18 protein-coding genes are annotated in these 21,980 nt (G+C 46.1%); 16 read left to right on the top strand and 2 right to left on the bottom strand.

Annotated features, from left to right (window positions below):
* Nucleotides 1-82: 82 nt before the first annotated feature.
* Nucleotides 83-2,509, top strand: coding sequence for an ABC transporter permease (locus V7Q33_RS12785; protein ID WP_333820076.1), 2,427 nt, complete (start codon nt 83-85; stop codon nt 2,507-2,509).
* 3 nt (nt 2,510-2,512) lie between these two features.
* Here the strand turns inward: V7Q33_RS12785 and V7Q33_RS12780 are convergent, their stop codons facing one another.
* Nucleotides 2,513-3,847, bottom strand: coding sequence for a sensor histidine kinase (locus tag V7Q33_RS12780; RefSeq protein WP_331978388.1), 1,335 nt, complete (start codon nt 3,845-3,847; stop codon nt 2,513-2,515).
* Nucleotides 3,844-4,548, bottom strand: coding sequence for a response regulator transcription factor (locus V7Q33_RS12775; protein ID WP_333820075.1), 705 nt, complete (start codon nt 4,546-4,548; stop codon nt 3,844-3,846). The genes V7Q33_RS12780 and V7Q33_RS12775 overlap by 4 nt, the downstream gene beginning before the upstream one ends.
* 179 nt (nt 4,549-4,727) lie before the next feature.
* Here V7Q33_RS12775 and V7Q33_RS12770 point away from each other — a divergent pair, with 179 nt between their 5' ends.
* From V7Q33_RS12770 to ftsZ, 15 genes are all read left to right on the top strand, one after another.
* On the top strand, nt 4,728-5,051 hold the full coding sequence (locus tag V7Q33_RS12770) for a hypothetical protein (RefSeq protein ID WP_331978384.1): 324 nt from the start codon (nt 4,728-4,730) through the stop codon (nt 5,049-5,051).
* Between the two features lie 542 nt (nt 5,052-5,593).
* Nucleotides 5,594-6,040, top strand: coding sequence for a division/cell wall cluster transcriptional repressor MraZ (gene mraZ / locus V7Q33_RS12765; protein ID WP_331978382.1), 447 nt, complete (start codon nt 5,594-5,596; stop codon nt 6,038-6,040).
* Nucleotides 6,041-6,134: 94 nt separating this feature from the next.
* Nucleotides 6,135-6,494 (top strand): four helix bundle protein, encoded by a 360-nt coding sequence (locus V7Q33_RS12760; protein WP_331978380.1) that lies wholly within the window; start codon nt 6,135-6,137, stop codon nt 6,492-6,494.
* Nucleotides 6,487-7,434 (top strand): 16S rRNA (cytosine(1402)-N(4))-methyltransferase RsmH, encoded by a 948-nt coding sequence (rsmH, locus tag V7Q33_RS12755; protein WP_331978378.1) that lies wholly within the window; start codon nt 6,487-6,489, stop codon nt 7,432-7,434. Before V7Q33_RS12760 ends, rsmH begins: the two co-directional genes overlap by 8 nt.
* Before the next feature lie 94 nt (nt 7,435-7,528).
* A complete protein-coding gene (locus tag V7Q33_RS12750) occupies nt 7,529-7,942 on the top strand; it encodes an FtsL-like putative cell division protein (RefSeq protein WP_331978376.1) in 414 nt (137 codons plus the stop codon).
* Nucleotides 7,932-10,022, top strand: coding sequence for a penicillin-binding protein (locus V7Q33_RS12745; protein ID WP_333820074.1), 2,091 nt, complete (start codon nt 7,932-7,934; stop codon nt 10,020-10,022). The genes V7Q33_RS12750 and V7Q33_RS12745 overlap by 11 nt, the downstream gene beginning before the upstream one ends.
* Nucleotides 10,023-10,092: 70 nt before the next feature.
* Entirely contained in the window at nt 10,093-11,562 is a 1,470-nt protein-coding gene (locus tag V7Q33_RS12740) for a UDP-N-acetylmuramoyl-L-alanyl-D-glutamate--2,6-diaminopimelate ligase (protein ID WP_331978372.1), read from the top strand.
* A gap of 50 nt (nt 11,563-11,612) precedes the next feature.
* A complete protein-coding gene (gene mraY, locus V7Q33_RS12735) occupies nt 11,613-12,842 on the top strand; it encodes a phospho-N-acetylmuramoyl-pentapeptide-transferase (RefSeq protein WP_331978370.1) in 1,230 nt (409 codons plus the stop codon).
* Nucleotides 12,839-14,194, top strand: coding sequence for a UDP-N-acetylmuramoyl-L-alanine--D-glutamate ligase (gene murD, locus V7Q33_RS12730; protein WP_333820073.1), 1,356 nt, complete (start codon nt 12,839-12,841; stop codon nt 14,192-14,194). Before mraY ends, murD begins: the two co-directional genes overlap by 4 nt.
* A gap of 6 nt (nt 14,195-14,200) precedes the next feature.
* Nucleotides 14,201-15,391 carry an FtsW/RodA/SpoVE family cell cycle protein gene (locus V7Q33_RS12725; RefSeq protein ID WP_331978366.1) on the top strand — a complete coding sequence of 397 codons (1,191 nt, stop codon included), beginning with the start codon at nt 14,201-14,203 and terminating at the stop codon, nt 15,389-15,391.
* 33 nt (nt 15,392-15,424) lie between these two features.
* Complete coding sequence (murG, locus tag V7Q33_RS12720; protein ID WP_333820072.1) at nt 15,425-16,543, top strand: undecaprenyldiphospho-muramoylpentapeptide beta-N-acetylglucosaminyltransferase; 1,119 nt, start codon at nt 15,425-15,427, stop codon at nt 16,541-16,543.
* Nucleotides 16,540-17,934 carry a UDP-N-acetylmuramate--L-alanine ligase gene (gene murC, locus V7Q33_RS12715; protein ID WP_333820071.1) on the top strand — a complete coding sequence of 465 codons (1,395 nt, stop codon included), beginning with the start codon at nt 16,540-16,542 and terminating at the stop codon, nt 17,932-17,934. The genes murG and murC overlap by 4 nt, the downstream gene beginning before the upstream one ends.
* Entirely contained in the window at nt 17,924-18,688 is a 765-nt protein-coding gene (locus V7Q33_RS12710; RefSeq protein ID WP_331979664.1) for a cell division protein FtsQ/DivIB, read from the top strand. The genes murC and V7Q33_RS12710 overlap by 11 nt, the downstream gene beginning before the upstream one ends.
* An 81-nt stretch (nt 18,689-18,769) precedes the next feature.
* Complete coding sequence (gene ftsA, locus V7Q33_RS12705; RefSeq protein WP_331979666.1) at nt 18,770-20,092, top strand: cell division protein FtsA; 1,323 nt, start codon at nt 18,770-18,772, stop codon at nt 20,090-20,092.
* A gap of 92 nt (nt 20,093-20,184) precedes the next feature.
* Nucleotides 20,185-21,753 (top strand): cell division protein FtsZ, encoded by a 1,569-nt coding sequence (ftsZ, locus tag V7Q33_RS12700; protein WP_333820070.1) that lies wholly within the window; start codon nt 20,185-20,187, stop codon nt 21,751-21,753.
* Nucleotides 21,754-21,980 lie beyond the last annotated feature (227 nt).

The raw sequence follows: 21,980 nt of genomic DNA, 5'->3' as shown, positions 1-21,980 counted from the left end.
TGATGTTTTGTTTTGAAAATCAGATAGATAAGAGAGTGGCACCGTCTTTGGATACCAGGATAGAAAATAACAGGGCATTTACATGATTAAGAACTATCTCATTCTCACCTTCCGGAATTTTGTCAGGAACAGCAATTATACCCTGATCAACATCCTCGGGCTTACCATTGGTGTTACCGCGTGTGTAATCATCTTCCTGTTGATTACGTACGATCTGAGCTTCGATACATTCCATTCGAAATATGATTCAATCTATCGTATCGTACAGGATAGTCGCAGTGCGTCAGGCGAGTCGCGCGAATCAACCACGCCTTATCCATTAGGCAAAGCTTTCCGTAATGATTTTGCAGATATACCGCTGGCAACACAAATGCATTTCCAGGATGAAGTGTTGGTAAAAATTGGTGACGATAAGATGAAGGTAGAAAATGTAATTTTCGCCGATTCATTGTTTTTCGATGTATTTGATTTTAAAGTATTATCAGGAAACCCGAAAGCAGAGCTTGGACAACCCGGGAAAGTCTTTCTCACCAAATCGCTTGCAGATAAATTGCTGAAAGGGAAGGAGCACGCTACCCTGAAAATCGATAACACAATTGAAGTAGAAGTGGTTGGTATCGTGGATGATCCGCCACCTGCTTCGCATATCAATTTCTCCATGATCGTTTCATGGCCGTCTTTTACTCCAACGTTTATTGGGGGTATACCAATTGATCGATGGACGGTAACGGCATCCGGATTTGTATATATAGTGCTGCCCGCGAACAAAAGTGTGGCAGATGTAGATAAGCAACTGGAAACTTTTAAAACGCGCTATCTTTCCAAACAGGATGCTGCTCAGCGAACCTACAAGTTGCAGCCCCTGTCAGATATACATTTCAACGCGCTATACAAGAGCAATCCCGGGGAAACTCCGAATGCTTCCAGGTCTGACCTGCTAATGATGGGCGTGCTCGGCGTATTTATACTTTTCATTGCCTGCATCAACTTCATTAATCTGGCTACTGCGCTGGCAATACGCAAATCGAAAGAAATCGGTATACGCAAAACGCTGGGCGCACGCCGCGGACAGCTTACGCTATATTTCCTTGGCGAGACGCTCATGCTTACCATGATTGCTGTACTTATTTCACTCTGTATTACCGAGTGGCTATTACCGTGGCTCAACGGCTTCCTGGAGAGAAGACTCGATCTGAATCTGTTGTCAAACACCATGCTGCTGAGTTTTGTTGCTATACTCATGGTGTTTGTTACAGTGCTCTCCGGCTTTTATCCGGCCATGATCCTGTCGGGGTATAATCCGGCTATTGTACTAAAGAATAAAATTACTTCGCAGGGAAGTTCGGGCGTTGCTGTGAGGAAAATATTGGTAGTGTTTCAATTCAGTATCGCACAAGTATTGATCATCGGTACGTTGATTATTGCAGAGCAAATGCATTACTTCCGGAGTAAACCTTTGGGCTTTGACACCGAAGCGATCATTAATGTGCCGGTACCGGATAAAAGCAGGCAACGCCTGCAATCATTGCGCGCCAGGCTTGAAGCGAACACCGCTATAAAGGGGCTTTCGTTTTCACTCGGTGCACCAACCTCTACCAGTAATTTCAATAGCGGATATTTCCTTTCGGAAGAAGGCCCGGAGAATACGTATTATATTGGCGTGAAGCCGGTAGATCGTTTCTATTGCAGTGTATATGGCATAAAACTGAAAGCGGGCCGCTGGTTCACGGAAGCAGATGAACGAATGGCTGAAGATAGTGTAATAAGGGATGGCGATAAGTATGTATATATACTGAATGAGTCGGCCGTTAAAAAACTCGGTTTCCATTCCATAGAAGATATATTGGGTAAGCGTATAAATACCGGTTTGTCGCGAAACTCTGCAGAGGTAGTGGGGGTGGTGGAAGACTTTCATTCGGCATCGCTTCATTCAGTGATTGAACCGGTGGTGATGATAAATTATCCTCATTTTTATTATGACGCAGGTATTAAAGTGGACGCTGCAAATTTCAATGAAACGATAAAGTTCATTGAAAAAGAATGGTCAGCTGTATTTCCGGAAAGTAATTTTGAATACGAATTTCTGGATGATTCACTGGGTAAATTATACCGTAAAGACGAGCGCACCTTTACACTCTTCAAGATCTTTGCCGGTGTATCAATCTTTATCGGTTGCCTTGGGCTATACGGGCTCATCTCATTTATGGCCAATCAAAAACTGAAAGAGGTGGGTATACGAAAAGTGATGGGTGCATCGGTAGGCAGCATTGTGATGCTGTTCTCGAAAGAGTTTATCAAACTTATACTCATAGCGTTTGTAATCGCTGCACCGATAGCCTGGTATTGCATGCAAGAATGGTTATCATCTTTTGCATATCGTATTGATATACCGGTATATGTATTTATACTCGGGCTGTTTGGCACGTTGCTTATTGCCTTGCTGACCGTAAGCTATCGATCGATCCGCTCGGCCGTTTCGAATCCTGCCGATACCTTGCGGACAGAGTAAATACTATTGGTTTATAGGCAGGCGCACGGTGCAGCGTGTGCCTCGCCCTTCCTGGCTGGCAATCTCGAACTTCCCCTGGTTGACTGTTACAATGCGATCTACCAATGAAAGTCCTAGGCCCGCTCCGGGAATGGTGCTGGCGTTCGATCCGCGAAACAGTGGCGAGCGTACGCGCATCAGTTCCATTGCCGGTATACCGATGCCATAATCCTGTACGGTGATGATTACTTCTTTACCCGGGCGTGCCAGGGATACCGAAATTTCATCCGATGAATATTTATGGGCGTTATCCAGGATGTTCAGCAATGCAGTTTGCAATAACTGCGCATTCCCTTGAATATAGATCGGACCTTTCAGAATATCGTGCACCACTTCGCGCTCCGGGTGGTGCAGACTGAAGGCTGCAAGTGTTCGTTCCAATACATCTGTAATATCGATGGTGTCGAGCTCGGTGTGGCTGGCTCTTTCTTCGAGGCGCGCCAACGTCAATAGTTCCTGCGTGGTGTGGGCAAGGCGATCGGTTTCCTGCAGCACCACTTCCAGTGTACGCTGGTATTCTTCCTGCGAGCGGTTGCGTGTTAAGGCAAGCTCAACTTCTGCCATAATAGCCGTGAGCGGAGTTTTTAATTCATGCGAAGCATTCTGAACAAATCTTCGCTGTGTAATGAAGGCGCGTTCAATGCGTGTGAGCAATGCGTTGAAGGTTAAAATAAGCTCATCGATCTCATCTATCGATGAATTGTCTTTGCTCATCTTGAGTCTATAACTCAGATTGTCTTGCGTAATGTGATTGACATCTTCTACTACACGCTTTACGGGCTGCAAGGCGTTGCCCGAAAAATATAGTCCGGTAAGATAGGAGAGTATAAGACTGATGATCCAGCCTGCGATAATCGCATTCAGCAGAAAATCGAGTTCGCGTTCGCCCGGCAGATCCTTGTCAGATACAAACACCAGGTATAGCTCATTATTCACCACGTGTTTTCTGCCGACTGTAGTATATACACCACGTTCGGCATTGAAGAGATTGTTGTCTTTCAAAAAGTTGATCCACGTTTTCGGAACAATATACTCACCCTGGCGATGAAGCAATTTACCTTCCGGTGAAAATATAGAGGTGGAAGGATTCACCAGGTTGAAGGTACCCGAAGGCATTACATCGCGCACTTGTGGCGTTGCATAATGCAATACCTCGAGACTCGATTGCTGCGTAAGCCGGTCTATAAAATCAGCATGAACAAACCCGCGGGTAAAGAAATAGATAAATGTTAATATAGCGCCCGTTACCAGGGCACTCACAATCATAAAACGCAGAGCAAGTCGCTGACGTATTTTCACGCATCGGGAAGTTTTAAGATATAGCCGAATCCCGTTACGGTATGAATGAGTTTCGGGTTAAACGGCTTATCCACCTTATTGCGAAGGTAATTAATATATACGTCAATGAAGTTTGTTCCCGTCTCGAAGTTAAGTCCCCACACCGCTTCTGCAATCTCCAGCCTGGATCGTACCTTGCCGGCATTCCTGGCGAGATATTCCAGCAGGGCATATTCTTTTGCGGTGAGCTGAATCGATTTTCCGGAGCGTTTTACTTCGCGTGCATCAAAGTCAATTTCAAGATCGCTCAGGGTAAATATATCCTGTACATCTCCCGGCTGACTTGCCATTGCCGTAAGAATTTTCTTTCTGCGCGTAAGGGCTTTGATACGTGCATAAAGCTCGTTGAATCGAAAGGGTTTCGGAAGATAATCGTCCGCACCTGCTTCAAGCCCTGCTACAATATCATCGCTCATGCCCAATGCGGTTAGCATCAGTACGGGTGTTATCTCGTCTTTTTCACGCAGTTGTTTGCACAGTTCCAGGCCGTTGAGCAGCGGCAGATTTATATCGAGCAATATCAGATCATAGTTGCCACTCTTTGCCAGGCGCAAACCGATCTGTCCATCGAATGCAACATCGGCTTCATACCCTGCTTCGGTCAGCCCGCGCTTTAATACTTCCGCGACTTTGGTTTCATCTTCTACAATCAATACTCTCATGATTAAACATTATAAACGGTTTCCACCCGCCAAAGCAAGTAATTTCCATGGGTATAATTTCATTCTAACACCTTTCTAATGCCTTAATAAAAATCTAATTCCGCTATAAGTAAATCCTAATATCGCAAGGCCCGGCCACACCGTAAAATTGTATCAGAGAACAAAAACATATTTGCTCCATGAAAAGGTTAGGTCTTGTAATCATATTAATCGCGGTTGTTACCCTGGTAAATGCCCAGGATGTAAAAACCAAAAGTGAAAGTTATCCATACTGGACAATCTCGAAAGATGTTCAGCGCCTGCCATACAGGAATGTAAAATATATACCAGCGAAGATCAGCACAGGCGATCTTGCACTGAATGTATCGAAAGGTGTGCAGCGCTTAAACGCACAACGCGCACCCAGGCAAACAGGTTATATTACGATGCCGGGCTATCCTGCATGGATTATTTCCAAAGGCGTAGCACGCATGCAATATGAGAAAAGCAATCCGCAGAATTAAGCGGTAAAGATACGACCCGTGTTTAGGTTTACAGGGTGGGGTCGATTTGAGGAGTAAGTAGTAAGGGTTAGTAAAAGCCACGTGAGAAATTTCACGTGGCTTTCTTTTTTTATTGGACATCGGATTTACACGACTCTGGTCACGCTCACACTCCTTCCAGCAACCAGCGGCCAGCAGCCCATCCCCAAGCTCACAGCTATTTAAAATATCGACTAACGAACATCGACCAACGATGACGAAGTCAAAACACACCCATTCCCAGCTCACACTCCTCAAGCGGCTGGCAGCTAGTAGCCGGCGGCTGTCTCATTCCCGTCCACATCCTCCCACTTTACACCACAGGTTATCTCCATTCTGCTCAAATGAAGCCGAAAAGGGCTTTTTAACTTTTTCTGCCACCTGCGAATAATCGTTGGAAAACGACTTTTGAAGGGTTGAAATGTGCTTTTTTCGCATAAAATGGAAAAAAGTGGTTGAAAGTGGTTGAAAGTGGTTTAAAATTACCTATGTTTGCTTAGGAGAAAAAGACAACCACTACGTCTATGACTTTCTTCACCAGTGAATATGAGAGCAAGCTAGATGCGAAGGGCCGCCTGGTGCTGCCTGCACGGATCAAAGCGCAATTGCCTGAAAACGAAGGCAATGTGCTAATGATCCGGAAGTCGCTCGACCCATGCCTTATAATCTACCCGATGGTGGAGTTCAACAAGGTCTTCTCGAAAATTTCGGGGTTGAATGAGTTCAATAAAGAAGCTGTACCACTACAGCGTAGTTTTTTCGCGGGCACCACGGAGGTCGAAATGGATAACAACGGCCGCATCCTGATCCCGAAGAAATACCTGGCGCATGCCCAGATCGACAAAGATGTAATTCTGGTCGGCATGGGCAACAAAGTGGAAGTCTGGAACCCAACCCTCTACGAGAAGCACCTGATCCAAGACCCAAGTGAATTGTCTGAGCTGGCGCAGAAATATCTCGGTGAGGGATAGCTTGTAGTACTTACTGCAAGCATCAATCACGTTAAAGTTGTGCTATTAATGTAAAGGGCTGCTGGCTTCAGGCTGCCGGCCGGTTGTGGAGTATATGAGAGATTTCAAGAAGCTATTGATCTGGCAGCTCGGAATGGAGCTGGTAGAAGAAACATATAGAATAGCAGCGTTGCTTCCAAATGAAGAAAAGTATGGATTGAGAAGTCAATCAACGCGCGCATCGGTATCCATTGTTTTGAACATTGCAGAAGGCAGTGCCAAGGCAAGCAAAAAGGAGTATAAATACTATTTGGAAACTTCGCTTGCTTCTGCTTTTGAACTGGAAACAGTTCTTCTGGTCATTGAAAGATTGAAGCTGATTGAAAATGAAGTCATTCAAAAAGTAATGGTGATTCTGCTGCGCGAGCAGCGCATGATCAATGGCTTTATTAACAAAATAAGTTCAGATGACTGAGTCCAGTGGCCAGCAGCCAGCAGCCAGTAGCTATCACAGGCCGGTAATGCTGAAAGAGTGTATCGATGCTTTACAAATTCAGCCCGATGGCATCTATGTAGATGTGACGTTCGGGGGGGGAGGACATAGTGCGGAGATATTGAAGTATATAAAAGGTGGCAGGCTGATCGCGTTTGATCAGGATGATGACGCGAGGCAGCAGGCTGAAAAGATAACGAGTCGTTCTTTTACATTTTGTCAGGCCAACTTCATGTACATGAAAAAGTATTTGAAGTTGCAGGGTGTTACGAAGGTGAACGGTATACTGGCAGACCTGGGTATATCTTCTCATCAGATTGATTCTCCGGAGCGAGGTTTCTCAACCCGCTTTGACGGACCACTCGATATGCGGATGGACCAGAGTATATCGCTCACGGCCGCAGGAGTGCTAAACGAATATGCAGAAGAAGAGCTTCACAAACTCTTCGGCATGTATGGAGAATTGAAGAATGCAAAAACCGTAGCACGACTCATTACACAAATGCGCGTTAACAGACCTTTTGCGCGTACGGAAGATTTAAAGTCAGCATTGCAAAGTGTTGCTCCGCGCGGAAAAGAGAATAAATATTTCGCCCAGGTGTTTCAGGCATTACGCATCGAAGTGAATGCAGAGATGAAAGCGCTCGAAAATTTTTTGCACCAGTGTGGCGAAGTAATGGAAGAAGGAGGACGCCTGGTCGTGATGTCGTATCATTCGCTGGAAGACAGAATGGTAAAGAACTACATCAACAAGGGAAAAGTGTTTGGTGAAGTAGACAAAGACTTTTTTGGCAACGAGATCAAACCTTTTGAAGCTGTAAATCGCAAACCGATCGAAGCATCAGAAGAAGAGATCAAAGAAAACAGCAGGGCGCGGAGTGCGAAGCTACGAGTAGCCGAGCGATTGCCGGAGAAGGGTTAAGCGTTAATTGTTACACGTTATTCGTGACAGCCAAACGGATAAAGAAAAACGATTAACAGATAACGATTAACAGATAACGATTAACGGAGAACGGATGGAAAACAAATTCAAAATAAGACCCAGCAAAGCAGAGAACGCTTCGAATACTACAACAGAGCGTGCGGCACCGTCAGGTGGTTCGAGTGTGTTCTCGGGCATTGAGAAGCGCCTCAAGCTGGAATACTATTTTGAGGAAGGTTTTCCGGTACAATATCTGCCGAAGATAACTTTTGTGCTGGTGCTGGCTATACTATATATCAGCAACACACACTATGCAGAGAAAACGGTGCGCGATATCAACGCCATACAGGCCGAGGTAGAAGATATGCGCGCTGACTACACAACATTAAAAGCCGACCTCATGTTTGCCAGCAAGCAATCGGAAGTGGCACGAAAAGTAAAAGATTTTGGATTAAAGGAAAGCCTGACACCTCCATATAAAATAGTAGTAGAGAAAGGTGAATATTAAGAAGTCCATATTATTAAGAGTACGCATCGCATTTCTGTTTGTGGTTCTGTTTGCCATCGCAGTGGTGGTAAAGACAGGCCATATTCAGTTTGTGGAAGGGGAGAAGTGGGCCAAGATGGGCGAACGCATTTCATTCGACTATAAACGGGTAAAGGCTACGCGCGGAAATATATACTCTGACAACGGCAGTCTGCTGGCAACTTCATTGCCATTCTACAAGATCGCTTTCGATGCATCGCTGCCGAAGGATGAAGTGTTTGAAAAGGGAGTTGATTCACTGGCATATCACCTGTCGAATTTCTTTAAAGATAAATCACGATCAGAGTATAGGCAGTTATTGATAGATGCACGCAAATCGAACAAAAAGTATATTATTCTGAGTCGTAAACAGATCGACTACCAGGATAAGAAGACCATGATGTCGTGGCCGATCTTCCGCGAAGGCAGATTGCGCGGTGGTGCTATTTTCGAAAAGATCGATGTGCGCTATCGTCCGTTCTCTAATCTAAGCAGAAGAACAATCGGCTTCGTAAATGAAAATGAAACTGGTGCAGGATTAGAGTATAGCTTCAACAAGCAACTCGGAGGGCAGGATGGTTATGCATATTACCAGAAGCTTGCCGGTGGTGTATGGAAACCTGTATACGATGCCAATAACGTAAAAGCGGTTGACGGACTCGATCTGCAAACTACACTCGACATTAATCTGCAAGATGTAGCAGAGACTGCATTGCACAAAGCCATGTTGCAACACGATGCAGACGATGGACTGGTGGCAGTAATGGAAGTAAAGACCGGTGAAGTAAAAGCGATATCGAACCTGAGCTCCGATGGACATGGTAACTTTTTTGAGAAGTTCAACTTTGCTGCAGGACGTTTGTTCGAGCCTGGGTCAACGTTCAAACTCGTAACCATGATTGCGTTGCTGGAAGATACCAATATCAAACTGTCTGACAGTATAGATGTAGGCAACGGTGAATATACTTTCTATAACAAAACGGTTCGCGATCACGAAGATCACGGGTTGGGTACCGTAACCATTCAGCAGGCGTTTGAGCACTCATCAAACGTAGCCATGGCGAAGCTGGTTGATAAACACTTCGGCTTGCGTCCGCAGAAGTTTGTAGACTATATAGATCGGTTGAAGCTATCGAAGCCACTCGGTGTGCAGCTGGTGGGTGAGCCTACACCCAAGATCAAACGTCCGGGTGAAAAAGGATGGAGCGGTATCAGTTTGCCGTGGATGGCGTATGGATATGGTTTCGAAATTACTCCCCTGCATACACTGGCACTTTACAACGCAGTGGCTAATGACGGGGAGATGATCAAACCCATCTTCGTAAAATCCATCAGACGTGCCGATGAAGAAGAAGAGCTCTTCGAAACAGAAGTGATCAACGGGAAAATATGTTCCGGAGAGACACTGGATCAACTCAAGCTGTTGCTGGAAGGTGTAGTAGAGAATGGTACTGCCAAGAATATAAAAGGAACGCACTATCGCATTGCCGGAAAAACCGGAACAGCGCAGATATTGGAGAATGGCCACTATACCAAGAAGTATGTAACATCTTTTGTTGGATACTTCCCGGCACATGAGCCGAAATATAGTGCTATCGTACTGATCAAGAATCCAAGAGGATGGTATCAGTATGGTAGTAATGTGGCAGCACCGGTGTTTAAGGAGATCGCAGATAATATATACGCCCGCGATATAAATCTGCACCGGCCGATGGATGTAAAGAAATTTGCGAAAACCGATGTGCTGCCGGTGATCCGTGCAGGTAAACAGGAAGAGCTTGCCATGCTGTGCAATGAGCTGGGTATATCCAATCACTCTGCAACAGAAGAAGAGTGGGTACGCTCGTCCAGAGCCGGTGATGGTGTAAGCTGGAAGAAAGCTATAGAAGGCAAGGGTGTAGTACCCGATGTAAAGGGAATGACGTTTCGCGATGCGATTTACCTGCTGGAGAAAGCAGGTTTGAACGTATACTATGAAGGCAAAGGGCGTGTAGAACAACAGTCTATTACTCCCGGTGCACGTGTTGGCAAAGGCGATCGTATATACATACGCCTGGGCTAAGCGCAGATGAAATGTGGAATTGTGAATAAAAATTGTGGATAAAAAATTAAGCTGAACAGACAACCTTATCGTGACCGAACTAAAAGATATAGTATATAAAGTTTCCCTTACGTCCAGCTATGGCAACATGAACCAGGCCGTGAATGGTATATGCTTTGATTCGCGCAAAGCAAAGCCAGGCTTCTTGTTTGTAGCGGTAAAAGGTACATTATCAGATGGGCACGATTATATATCGAAAGCTATAGAATTAGGCGCCACAGCGGTTGTGTGTGAAAAACTTCCCGAAATGATTACCGAAACGGTCACGTATGTGACTGTGAAAGATAGTGCACAGGCGCTCGGTATAATAGCTTCCAACTTTTACGAAAACCCTTCGGCAAAAGTGAAGCTCACCGGTGTAACCGGCACCAACGGCAAAACTACAACGGCTACTCTATTGTACCAGCTTTTTACAAAACTGGGATATGCCGTAGGGTTGATCTCGACTGTGGAGAACCGGATCATAGACAAAGTGATTCATGCTACACACACTACACCAGACCCGATTCAACTTAATGAATTGCTGAAAAATATGGTGGAACAAGGTTGTTCGCATGTGTTTATGGAAGTAAGCTCACATGCAGTAGACCAGGAACGTATAGCAGGACTTAAGTTTGCGGGAGCAATCTTTACCAACATCACACACGATCACCTCGACTATCATAAAACGTTTGAGAACTATATCAAGGCCAAGAAGAAATTCTTTGATGATTTACCATCCGATGCTTTTGCCTTGGTAAATGCTGATGACAAGCGTGGCATGGTAATGCTTCAGAATACGAAAGCAACGAAATATACTTTCGGTCTGAAGAAGATGGTAGACTTTAAAGGCAAGATCATCACCAACTCCATAGAAGGTCTTGAGCTGGAAGTGGGCGGAAAGAATGTATGGTTCAAAATGATCGGTGACTTCAACGCATACAATCTGCTCGGTGTATATGGTGCAGCCGTATTGCTCGGTGAAGATGCCGATGAAGTGCTCACACAACTGTCATCACTGCATGGTGCACCGGGACGATTTGAACTGGTGTTGCCCGGATCGAAGATCACGGCAATTGTCGACTACGCACATACTCCGGATGCATTGAAAAATGTATTGGAAACTATAGCACAGTTCAGAACCGGCAATGAGCAAGTGATTACTGTAGTGGGCTGTGGAGGAAACCGCGATCGTACCAAGCGACCGTTGATGGCATCGATAGCCTGCAAGCTGAGCGATAAGGTTGTGCTTACTTCGGATAATCCGCGTGATGAAGACCCGATGGAGATTATCCGCGAGATGCAAACCGGAGTTACCCCTACCGAAGCCCGCAAGACGTTAGTGATTGCCGATCGCGAAGAAGCGATCAAGACCGCCTGTATGATCGCCAAAGAAAATGACATTGTGCTCGTGGCCGGAAAAGGTCATGAAGATTACCAGGAGATCAAAGGAGTAAAGCATCCCTTTGATGACCGTGAAGTGGTAGAACGGATGCTGAAATTATTTAGTAGCGAAGAATAGACGGTAAATCTGCGCAGGCAGCAATACCGGTATATATAATTTTTGTAGAGATGCTGTATTACTTATTCGATTACCTTAATTCGTTGGACATACCCGGGGCGGGCGTGTTTCAATATATATCCTTCCGTGCAGGGATGGCGGCATTTCTTTCGCTCCTGATTACGATTACGTTTGGTAAGAACCTGATCAATTACCTGAGACGTAAACAGGTAGGCGAAGATATTCGCGACCTCGGCCTGGAAGGACAGATGCAGAAGAAAGGTACACCTACCATGGGTGGTCTTATCATTATAGCCGCTATACTGGTGCCAACCTTGTTGTTTGCCAAGCTGGACAATGTATATGTAGTGCTGCTCGTGATCACCACATGCTGGCTGGGCATTATCGGTTTCCTGGACGACTATATTAAAGTATTCCGTAAGAACAAGGAAGGGTTGGCGGGCCGCTTCAAGATCGTGGGGCAGATTGGTCTCGGGTTGATTGTGGGGCTTACACTATATTTCAATCAATATGTAGTGGTGCGCGAGGTAAGTCCTGCATCACTGGCCAGCATTGAAGTAGATGCGTTTCAACAAGACCTTGACTCCAAGCTGGAGTATAAAGATGTGAAGTCAACCAAAACTACGGTACCGTTCCTCAAGAACAATGAGCTTGACTATGGCAAGATACTGCCGTTCGTACCGGAAGAATATACCTGGGTGATCTATGTATTGGTGGTAATTATCATCATCACAGCCGTATCCAACGGTGCCAACATCACCGATGGTATAGATGGACTTGCTGCCGGTATATCAGGCATTATAGGTTTAACACTGGCGATACTTGCATACCTCTCCGGTCGTATCGACTTCAGCAGCTACCTCAACATCATGTATATACCCAACCTGGCAGAGCTGGTAATTTTCTGTACAGCGTTTGTAGGGGCATGCCTCGGTTTCCTTTGGTACAATGCATACCCTGCACAGGTATTTATGGGCGATACAGGAAGTTTAACGCTGGGTGGTGTAATTGCTGTACTGGCGCTGGCAGTTCGCAAAGAACTATTGATTCCGGTGCTCTGCGGTATATTTCTCGTAGAGAATCTGTCGGTGATCGTGCAGGTGTCATACTTTAAATATACCAGGAAGAAATATGGTGAAGGCCGCAGAATATTGCTGATGTCTCCGCTGCACCACCACTATCAGAAGAAAAATATACCCGAAGCGAAAATTGTAACACGCTTCTGGATTATCGGAATATTATTAGCCATAATAACCTTAGCAACGCTGAAACTGAGATGATGAAGCGCGTAGTCATATTGGGTGCCGGTGAGAGCGGAACGGGGGCAGCATTGCTCGCGAAGGCGAAAGGTTTTGACGTTTTTGTATCCGATCAGAGTGCGATCAAGGATAAATATAAAGCTGACCTTCAGCGCAGTGGAATTGCCTATGAAGACAACACGCACACAGAAGAAGCTATACTGAACGCAGATCTGGTTATTAAAAGTCCTGGTATACCGGATAAAGCTGCGATCATTAAAAAGATCAAAGCGGCCAGTATACCGGTGATCGATGAGATCGAGTTTGCATCACGCTATACAGATGGTGGCAAGATCATTGCGATAACCGGTACCAATGGTAAGACTACTACTACACTGCTTACGTATCACTTGCTGGCGAACGCAGGGCATTCCGTAGCACTCGGCGGTAATGTAGGGTTCAGCCTGGCAAGACAAGTTGCTGAGAAAAAGTTTGACTGGTATGTGCTGGAGTTAAGTAGTTTTCAACTGGATGGAACCGATACGTTCAAACCGGAGATTGGTATACTGCTGAACATTACTCCTGATCACCTCGATCGCTACGAGTATACTATGCAGAAATATGTAGACTCGAAGTTCCGGTTGATACAGCGTATGAATGCCCAACAGCATTTCATATACTATAAAGAGGATCCGGTAATAGCAGCCGAAATCGCGAAGAAAGAAATTATACCGGCACAGCTTCCGGTATCGCTGAAAAGTGATGCGAATACACAGGCTTACTTCGATGGTGAGAAGATGCGCTTTAACCTTGGCGAACGTTTCGCCATCGCACAATCGGAAACAACGTTGAAAGGGCCGCATAACCTGATCAATACGATGGCGGCTGTATCAGCGGCGTATCTGGCGGGTGTAAAGGTCGAGGCAATTCGCGAAGGATTGCTTACGTTCAAGAATGCACCGCATCGTTTGGAACCCGTGGCTACGATCAATGGTGTTGAGTTTGTAAACGACTCAAAAGCTACCAACGTAGATTCGGTCGTATATGCGCTGGGAAGTTTTGACAAACCGCTTGTGTGGATCGCGGGTGGTGTAGATAAAGGAAATGACTATACCATCATCAAGGAAGATGTGCGCAAGAAAGCGCGTGCCTTGATCTGCCTCGGCAAAGAGAATGACAAGCTTAAGCAGGCGTTTGGTGATGTAGTGCCGGTGATAAAAGAAACGCAAAGCGTAACAGAGCTTGTGCGCATGGCGTTGCAGGTGGCACAAAAGGGAGATGTAGTGTTACTGTCGCCCGCCTGTGCAAGTTTTGATCTCTTCCGCAATTATGAAGATCGCGGAGATCAGTTTAGAAAAGCAGTGCTTGATTTGAAGAAAGAAACAGAGGCATAGTATAGCATGGTAAAGATAAAAGAGTGGGCCGACCGTAATCTGCAAGGTGACAAAGTTATCTGGGCAGTAGTGTTTGCGCTGTCAACAATCAGCATACTGGTAGTATATAGCTCTATCGGAACGCTGGCCTATAAGCGTGCTATCAGCCCCGAGTGGATTCTGATCAAGCATACATTTACGGTGTTGGCAGGTCTGGCCGCGATGTGGTTCGCACACCGTGTAGACTATCGCTATTATTCGAAGATATCAAAAGTGGCATTGTGGATCAGTATACCGTTATTGATATATACCTTCACCAATGGTGTTTCCCTGAACGATGCAGCACGCTGGATATCCATTCCGATTGTAGGTTCCTTTCAGCCGTCAGACTTTGCCAGTCTTGCACTGATTGTAAACCTCGCAAGTATGTTGTCCAAGCGCCAGCAGAATATAGATGATATAAAAGAGTCGCTTATACCGATCCTTTTCTGGTGTGGTGTGATCTGCGGATTGATAGCCCTTACCAACTTGTCTACCGCGGTGTTGTTGCTCATCACCTGTATGCTCATTATGTTCATCGGTCGCGTGCCTACGAAATATTTGGCGATGCTGATCTTCGTAGGAGCGTTGTTCGGTGCACTGGCCATCAAGTTTGGGGTGCGTGGAGAAACAGCGAAGCATCGTATTGAAAGCTTCATCAAAGGCACTGAGCTTCCTTTCCAGGCACAGCATGCGCGTATTGCCGTGGCAACCGGCGGTATATTAGGCAAAGGTCCCGGTAACAGCGATGAGCGAAATATACTGCCGCACCCTTATTCCGATTTCGTGTATGCCATCGTGATTGAAGAGTACGGCATGATCGGAGGCATTGTGGTGCTGGCGCTATACCTGATGTTGTTGCATCGTGGTATGAAAGCATCGTATAACAGTGAACGTGCCTTTGGAGGACTTCTCTCGGCCGGGCTATGTTTCGACCTGGTATGCCAGGCGATGGTAAATATGGGCGTTGTAGTAGGACTCGGCCCGATTACCGGACAGCCATTGCCGTTGATCTCCATGGGAGGTACATCCATGGTGTTTACAGGGCTTTCCATAGGGATTGTTTTGAGCGTGAGCCGTGGCGAGCAGGATCAGCACTGGGAAAAAGAAACCGGTGGTGAAGTAAGCGAAGAAAAGCCAAAAGAAACCAAGAACGTAGCAACGAAAGTAGCAGCGTAAAAATATAAAGTATAGGATATAGTATAAATTTACTTGAATACAGGAGAACCATACAGACTGATCATTAGCGGAGGAGGAACCGGTGGACACATCTTTCCGGCGGTGGCCATTGCGAATACATTTCGCGAGCGTCATCCGGATGCACAGATACTTTTTGTTGGTGCAAAAGGAAAGATGGAGATGACGCGTGTACCGGAAGCAGGGTATAAAATTGTGGGGCTATGGATTAGCGGCTTGCAGCGCAAGCTGACGTTATCCAACCTGATGTTCCCTGTAAAAGTGATTACGAGCCTGGTGCGTGCGCGCAGCATCGTAAAACAATTTAAACCACACGTTGTGATTGGTACTGGTGGTTATGCGAGCAGCCCGGTAATGATGGCGGCTACGCGGTTGGGTATACCGGCGGTTATACAGGAACAAAACTCTTTTGCAGGGCTCGCCAATAAACAAGTGGCAGGCAAGGTGAGCAAAGTATGTGTAGCCTACGAGGGCATGGAAAAGTATTTCCCAAAAGAGAAGATCGTTTTTACAGGCAACCCCGTTCGCAAAGATATACTTACTACCGAATTGAAGCGTGAGAAGGCGCTTGGACATTTCGGGTTCGATGGCAATACAAAAACGTTACTCATTATAGGCGGAAGTCTCGGTGCGCGCACCATCAACGAAAGTATACTGGCCGGCATGGATAAGATTGTGGATGCTAACATTCAAATGATCTGGCAAACCGGAAAGGGATATTTTGAAGTATATAAATCGCAGCTCGGTAAATATGATCTGCGTAAGATTCGTGTTCAGGATTTTGTAAAGGAAATGGACCTGGCATATGCAGCCGCCGATGTGGTGATATCGCGCTCGGGAGCATTGGCTGTGTCAGAATTATGCATCGCGAAGAAAGCCTGTATACTGGTGCCGTCTCCCAATGTAGCAGAAGATCACCAGACCAAGAATGCGATGGCATTGGTTGAAAAAGATGCTGCGCTTATGATTACCGATAAGGAAGCAGGAGCAAAGCTGGTAGGAGAAGCCTTGAAACTTTTATTCGATGAAGGACGTGCCGCCAGACTGCGCACCAATATCGCACAACTGGCCAAGCCCAACGCGGCAGACGACATCGTAAATGAAATTGAGAAATTAATAGCAGTACGTAAGTGAAGATCGAACAATACGATAATATATACTTTCTCGGCATAGGCGGAATCGGTATGAGTGCGCTGGCACGCTGGTTCATGAAAAAGGGACTGAAGGTTTCCGGCTATGACCGCACCGCTACTCCGCTTACCACTGCACTGGAAAAAGAAGGAATGAAGATTCACTTCGAGGATGGTGTAGATCATATTCCAGCGGAAGTATTGCAGCAGAAGGAGAAAACACTCGTAGTGTTCACCCCGGCTATACCGAAAGATCACCAGGAGCATAATTACCTGAAGGATAACGGCTATACCATTCTGAAACGCTCAGAAGTACTGGGGCTGATTACCAAAGGTTATAAAACCATTGGCGTAGCAGGCACGCACGGCAAGACCACAACGTCATCCATGGTGGCGCATATACTGAAAGTAGCCGGTCGCAATATGGTGGGCTTCCTCGGCGGCATCACCACTAACTATAATTCCAACCTGGTTATGCAGGGTGAAATTAATAGCGAGACACTGGTAGTGGTGGAAGCTGATGAGTTCGATCGGTCATTCCTGCGATTGTTCCCGCAGGTCGCGGTGGTAACGTCAGCCGATGCTGATCACCTGGATATATATGGCGATCACAGCAGCCTCATCACTTCGTTCAAAGACTATATTAAGCAAATCAATAACGGAGGTACATTGGTTATTCATGAGTCCATTGCAGAATTGCTCGCGGGCGATGTAACCCACGTTACGAAAAATATATACAGCATGAGCCGGGGACAATTTTTTGCCGGCAACATTACCGCTCATAGTGGATTTTTTGAGTTCGACCTCCATGGATTTGGCAAGGTTGAGTCGATCAGGCTCGGTGTCCCCGGATTTCATAATATCGAGAATGCTATTGCTGCTGCCATAGCAACGCATGCATGCGGAGTAGATATTCCAACGATCAAGCAAGCGTTGGAATCTTTCTCCGGTGTAAAGCGCCGGTTTGAATTTATAGTGAAGGGTAAAAGGGCAGTGTATGTAGATGATTATGCGCACCACCCGACCGAGATCGAGGCTTTTTTGAGATCGATGAAGTCGATGTATCCGAACCGTAAACTAACCGTTGTGTTTCAGCCGCATCTATACTCCAGGACACGCGATTTCGCCGAAGGCTTTTCCAAAAGTTTAAGCCTGGCTGATGAGCTGTTCCTGATGGATATATACCCTGCACGCGAGCTGCCGATACCCGGTGTTGACTCGGATATGATCTTCAAGGATATAACCAGTCCGGTGAAGGTTCGCTGCAGTAAAAATGATTTGATGGAGAAACTGGAGAAGACAGACCTCGATGTAGTGGTAACGGTAGGAGCAGGCGACATCGATACATTTATAACACCTATAAAGGAGTTGGTGCTGAAGAAGTATGAAGCTTAAGTTCAAGCTCAAGCGCGAAATAAAGATCATTGCGGCCGTGCTGGTCATTCTGGGAATTATAGCATTCACAGAACGCAGGCGTGGCGAAGTGGCAGTAAAGGACATTACGATCAAGATCGAGAACGTTCATGAGAACCACTTCCTGGACGAAGCGGATGTACGAGGGCTGATGCAGTTGAACCAGGAGAACCTGCGCGGTGCAGAGCTGGAAGCGGTAAACCTGAAAGATGTAGAGAAACGGATCAAGGCGGAACCGTTCATTAAAGACGCACAGGTATACAGCGATCTGAAAGGAAACGTAGTAGTGAATGTTGAACTCCGCAGGCCTATCGCGCGCATTGTGCGTAACGATGGCCCTGACGGATATATAGCAGAAGATGGGCATGTGATGCCGGTATCAGAAAAGTATACTGCGCGTGTAGTACTCATCAGCGGTGGTTATGTGCGGCAGTTATTGAAACAGAAAACCGTAGATGAAACCGAAGAAGGTAAACAGCTGCTGGAACTGCTGAAGGCAATTCGCGAAGATGAATTTTGGAATGCACAAATCGCACAACTGGACATCGACAGCAAGGCAGGCATAACAATGTTCTCGCAAGTAGGCGATGAACGCATCGAGTTTGGAAAACCGGATAACCCGGAGCTGAAATTCAAAAAGCTGAAGATCTTTTATAAAGAGATTCTTCCGCGGATAGGATGGAATAAATACAAACGCGTAAATCTGCAATATGAAGGGCAGATTGTAGCAGAATAAATATATAGCAGGCGAGAGCCGGGGATTGATAAAGATATTTTGAGGTAGTAAAAAAACAACCACTATAAAAAGTTTACAACCATGGAACACGAAAAAATAGTAGTAGGACTCGACATCGGCACAACCAAAATCTGTGCTATTGTTGGCCGCAAGAATGAGTTTGGCAAGCTGGAGGTTCTCGGTATGGGTAAAGCTGAGTCTGAAGGTGTGGTGAAGGGAATCGTTTTCAATATCGATAAAACTGTATACGCTATAGAGAAGGCTATTAAGGAAGCGGGCGATCAGGCGGGTATCGATATCGGCGTTGTAAACGTAGGTATAGCGGGGCAGCACATTCGTAGCTTTATACAGCACGGTGGTATAACCCGTACGTCTAAAGAAGATGAGATCACGGTATCAGATGTAGAGCGTCTTACACAGGATATGTACCGCATGGTGGTTCCTCCCGGAAGCCAGATCATTCACGTAATGCCACAAGACTATATGGTGGATTATGAAGATGGTATAAAAGAGCCGGTAGGTATGTCGGGTGTTCGCCTGGAAGCAGACTTTCACATCATTACTGCGCAAACCAACGCGATCAACAACATCAACAAATGTGTTCGCCGTACAGGGTTGGAAATTGACGACCTCATTCTCGAACCGCTGGCATCCAGCCTGGCGGTATTGAATGACGAAGAGAAAGAAGCCGGTGTATGCCTCATCGACATTGGTGGTGGCACAACGGATATAGCTATATTTTATGATAACATTATCCGTCACACCGCAGTGATTCCGTTTGGCGGTAATATTATCACCAACGATATCAAACAGGGATTGATGGTACTTCCGCAGCAGGCGGAACAATTGAAGACACGCTTCGGCAAAGCGATAGCAGAAGAAGCAAGTCCGAACGAGATCGTTTCCATACCCGGTATACGCAACCGGGCCGCGAAAGAAATTTCGGTGAAGAATCTTTCCAACATCATTGAAGCACGTATGGAAGAAATCATCGAGATGGCCCACGCAGAAATTATCAGTTCAGGATTTGAGAATAGATTGGCTGGTGGAATCGTGATCACGGGTGGAGGTTCGCAGCTTGCAAACCTCAAGCAATTGGTGGAGTATATGACAGGTATGGATACGCGCATCGGGTATCCAAATGAACACCTGGGCAAGAGCAAGATCGAGGCGATAAAGAGTCCTATGTATGCAACTGCTGTAGGATTGGTGCTCGCCGGATTCAGGTCCCTGGACGAACGAGAAGATCGTTACAGGGAAGCCCGCGAAGTAGTGGCGGTAAAAAATGCCAACGCTGCTGCCAAAGCGAAGAAACCAGTTTCATCCAAGAGTTTCTTCAACGACATCTTGAATAAAACCAAGAGTCTGTTGATCGATGATCTGGACGGAAAGAATGAGTATTAAAGAAATATAGTTACTGTAGCAGGAAGTAAAGTAAATATACCGACAGCATCTATATTTGAATGAGAGACAACAACCACTAAAGTTTTATAATCATGTTCGAAACAGGATCTTACAAATTTGAAGTTCCGAAACACAGCCAGAACCGGTCCATCATCAAGGTGATTGGTGTAGGTGGTGGCGGAAGCAATGCTGTGAACCACATGTACAAGCAAGGCATCAAGGATGTTGAGTTTGTGGTATGTAATACTGATAGCCAGGCGCTCAACCTGAGCCCGGTACCCAATAAACTCCAGATCGGAACCAATCTGACGGAAGGACTTGGCTGCGGAGCCAACCCAGAAGTTGGTAAGAATGCCGCACTGGAAAGTAAAGAACATATCCGCGAAATGCTGAACGGTACAAAAATGGTTTTTGTAACGGCCGGTATGGGTGGTGGAACCGGAACCGGTGCTGCCCCGGTGATCGCGAAGATCGCCAAGGATATGGATATACTTACCGTAGGAATTGTTACGGCTCCCTTTTCTTTTGAAGGAAAGAAAAAAGCGGCACAGGCAGAGTATGGTATAGAAGCGTTGCGTCAGAACTGCGATACAGTAATTGTAATTCTGAACGATAAGCTGCGCGAGATATTCGGAAGCCTGCCCATACAGAAAGCATGGGCGCAGGCCGATAATATATTAACGATGGCCGCCAAAGGTATAGCGGAGATCATAACACAGGCGGGTTACGTAAACGTAGACTTCCAGGATGTGCGCACGGTAATGTTGAATGCCGGTGCTGCAGTAATGGGCTCTGTTGAAACACGCGGTGAAGATCGTGCGAAGAAAGCTGCAGAAGGTGCATTGGCCTCTCCGCTGCTTGACGACTGCGACATCATGGGTGCGAAGAAAATACTCTTGTCTATCATCTCCGGTGCGGAAGCTGAGCTGCAGATGGATGAACTGTCGGAGATTACCGACTATATCCAGGAGCAGGCTGGTGAAGAAGCGGAGATGATCTTCGGCCACAGTGTTGATCCTGATCTGGGCGACAGAATTCGTGTAACGGTAATTGCTACCGGTTTTAACTCGGAATCAAAGCATACTGTTAAAAAAGAACCTGCAGCAGATACTAAAAAAGTGCACGACCTCGATCGTTCACAAGGATGGCTTTTCAACAGCGCTGATAACTCAGTAAACGAAAAGAAAGACTTTGAGTTGAAAACCAAGCTGGAACCGAAGCCCGATAAACAAGACAGAAACGAAGAGAAGCCCATGGAACGCGAAGTAACTTTTAGCGGTCCGTTTAATAAAGTAGAGCCACCACGTCATGAAGAAGAAGATGGTGATGATGCTTTGTTCAGGGATGACGACTTTGATGTAACGTCTGTTCAATATGGCGACCAGGTGATTAACGATGATGGCATGATGGAGCTGCGCACAACCAAACAACGCCTGCAGCAACAAGCCAAAGAACGCCATGAGAAACTGAAGCAGGCCCGTAAATCTGAAATGACAAAAGAAGAGTTCAACGAGAAGTGGTCGCTGCCGGCATACCTCCGCAGAGGAGTAAAGATGCAGGATGTGCCACACTCATCAGAGCCTTTCATTTCAAAATATAACCTGAATGATGACAACAACATTCTGGGTAACAACAAGTTTTTGCATGACAATGTAGATTAAGCAGCGCGGACTGAAGTATATATATACTTTCAGTACCGCCCGGAAGATATGGCACTCCGGCATGACAGGTTCATTTACTCCATTCGTAGTGGTTGTTGGTTGTAAATATTTTTTGCCGGTGCCGGGTGCCAATTTTTTAACTTGTAGTAGCGCGAATTTTTTATCCTGATGCGTTGGGATCGCGCAAGGCAATGCCGGACGTTGACCACGTTCGGCATTTGTTTTTT

It is taken from the genome of Ohtaekwangia sp. (assembly GCF_036786105.1).
In the GTDB taxonomy this organism is placed as follows: domain Bacteria; phylum Bacteroidota; class Bacteroidia; order Cytophagales; family Cyclobacteriaceae; genus Ohtaekwangia.
This window is presented reverse-complemented; position numbering and strand designations above follow the sequence as displayed.

What these genes read in the sequence shown, in the direction of transcription:
- V7Q33_RS12710 (WP_331979664.1), top strand. Translation starts at nt 17,924, where the DNA reads ATGAAGCTTAAGTTCAAGCTCAAGCGCGAAATAAAGATCATTGCGGCC.
- V7Q33_RS12785 (WP_333820076.1), top strand. Translation starts at nt 83, where the DNA reads ATGATTAAGAACTATCTCATTCTCACCTTCCGGAATTTTGTCAGGAAC.
- V7Q33_RS12770 (WP_331978384.1), top strand. Translation starts at nt 4,728, where the DNA reads ATGAAAAGGTTAGGTCTTGTAATCATATTAATCGCGGTTGTTACCCTG.
- murD (WP_333820073.1), top strand. Translation starts at nt 12,839, where the DNA reads ATGATGAAGCGCGTAGTCATATTGGGTGCCGGTGAGAGCGGAACGGGG.
- ftsA (WP_331979666.1), top strand. Translation starts at nt 18,770, where the DNA reads ATGGAACACGAAAAAATAGTAGTAGGACTCGACATCGGCACAACCAAA.
- V7Q33_RS12725 (WP_331978366.1), top strand. Translation starts at nt 14,201, where the DNA reads ATGGTAAAGATAAAAGAGTGGGCCGACCGTAATCTGCAAGGTGACAAA.
- V7Q33_RS12760 (WP_331978380.1), top strand. Translation starts at nt 6,135, where the DNA reads ATGAGAGATTTCAAGAAGCTATTGATCTGGCAGCTCGGAATGGAGCTG.
- V7Q33_RS12750 (WP_331978376.1), top strand. Translation starts at nt 7,529, where the DNA reads ATGGAAAACAAATTCAAAATAAGACCCAGCAAAGCAGAGAACGCTTCG.
- mraY (WP_331978370.1), top strand. Translation starts at nt 11,613, where the DNA reads ATGCTGTATTACTTATTCGATTACCTTAATTCGTTGGACATACCCGGG.
- V7Q33_RS12775 (WP_333820075.1), bottom strand. Translation starts at nt 4,548, where the DNA reads ATGAGAGTATTGATTGTAGAAGATGAAACCAAAGTCGCGGAAGTATTA.
- mraZ (WP_331978382.1), top strand. Translation starts at nt 5,594, where the DNA reads ATGACTTTCTTCACCAGTGAATATGAGAGCAAGCTAGATGCGAAGGGC.
- rsmH (WP_331978378.1), top strand. Translation starts at nt 6,487, where the DNA reads ATGACTGAGTCCAGTGGCCAGCAGCCAGCAGCCAGTAGCTATCACAGG.
- ftsZ (WP_333820070.1), top strand. Translation starts at nt 20,185, where the DNA reads ATGTTCGAAACAGGATCTTACAAATTTGAAGTTCCGAAACACAGCCAG.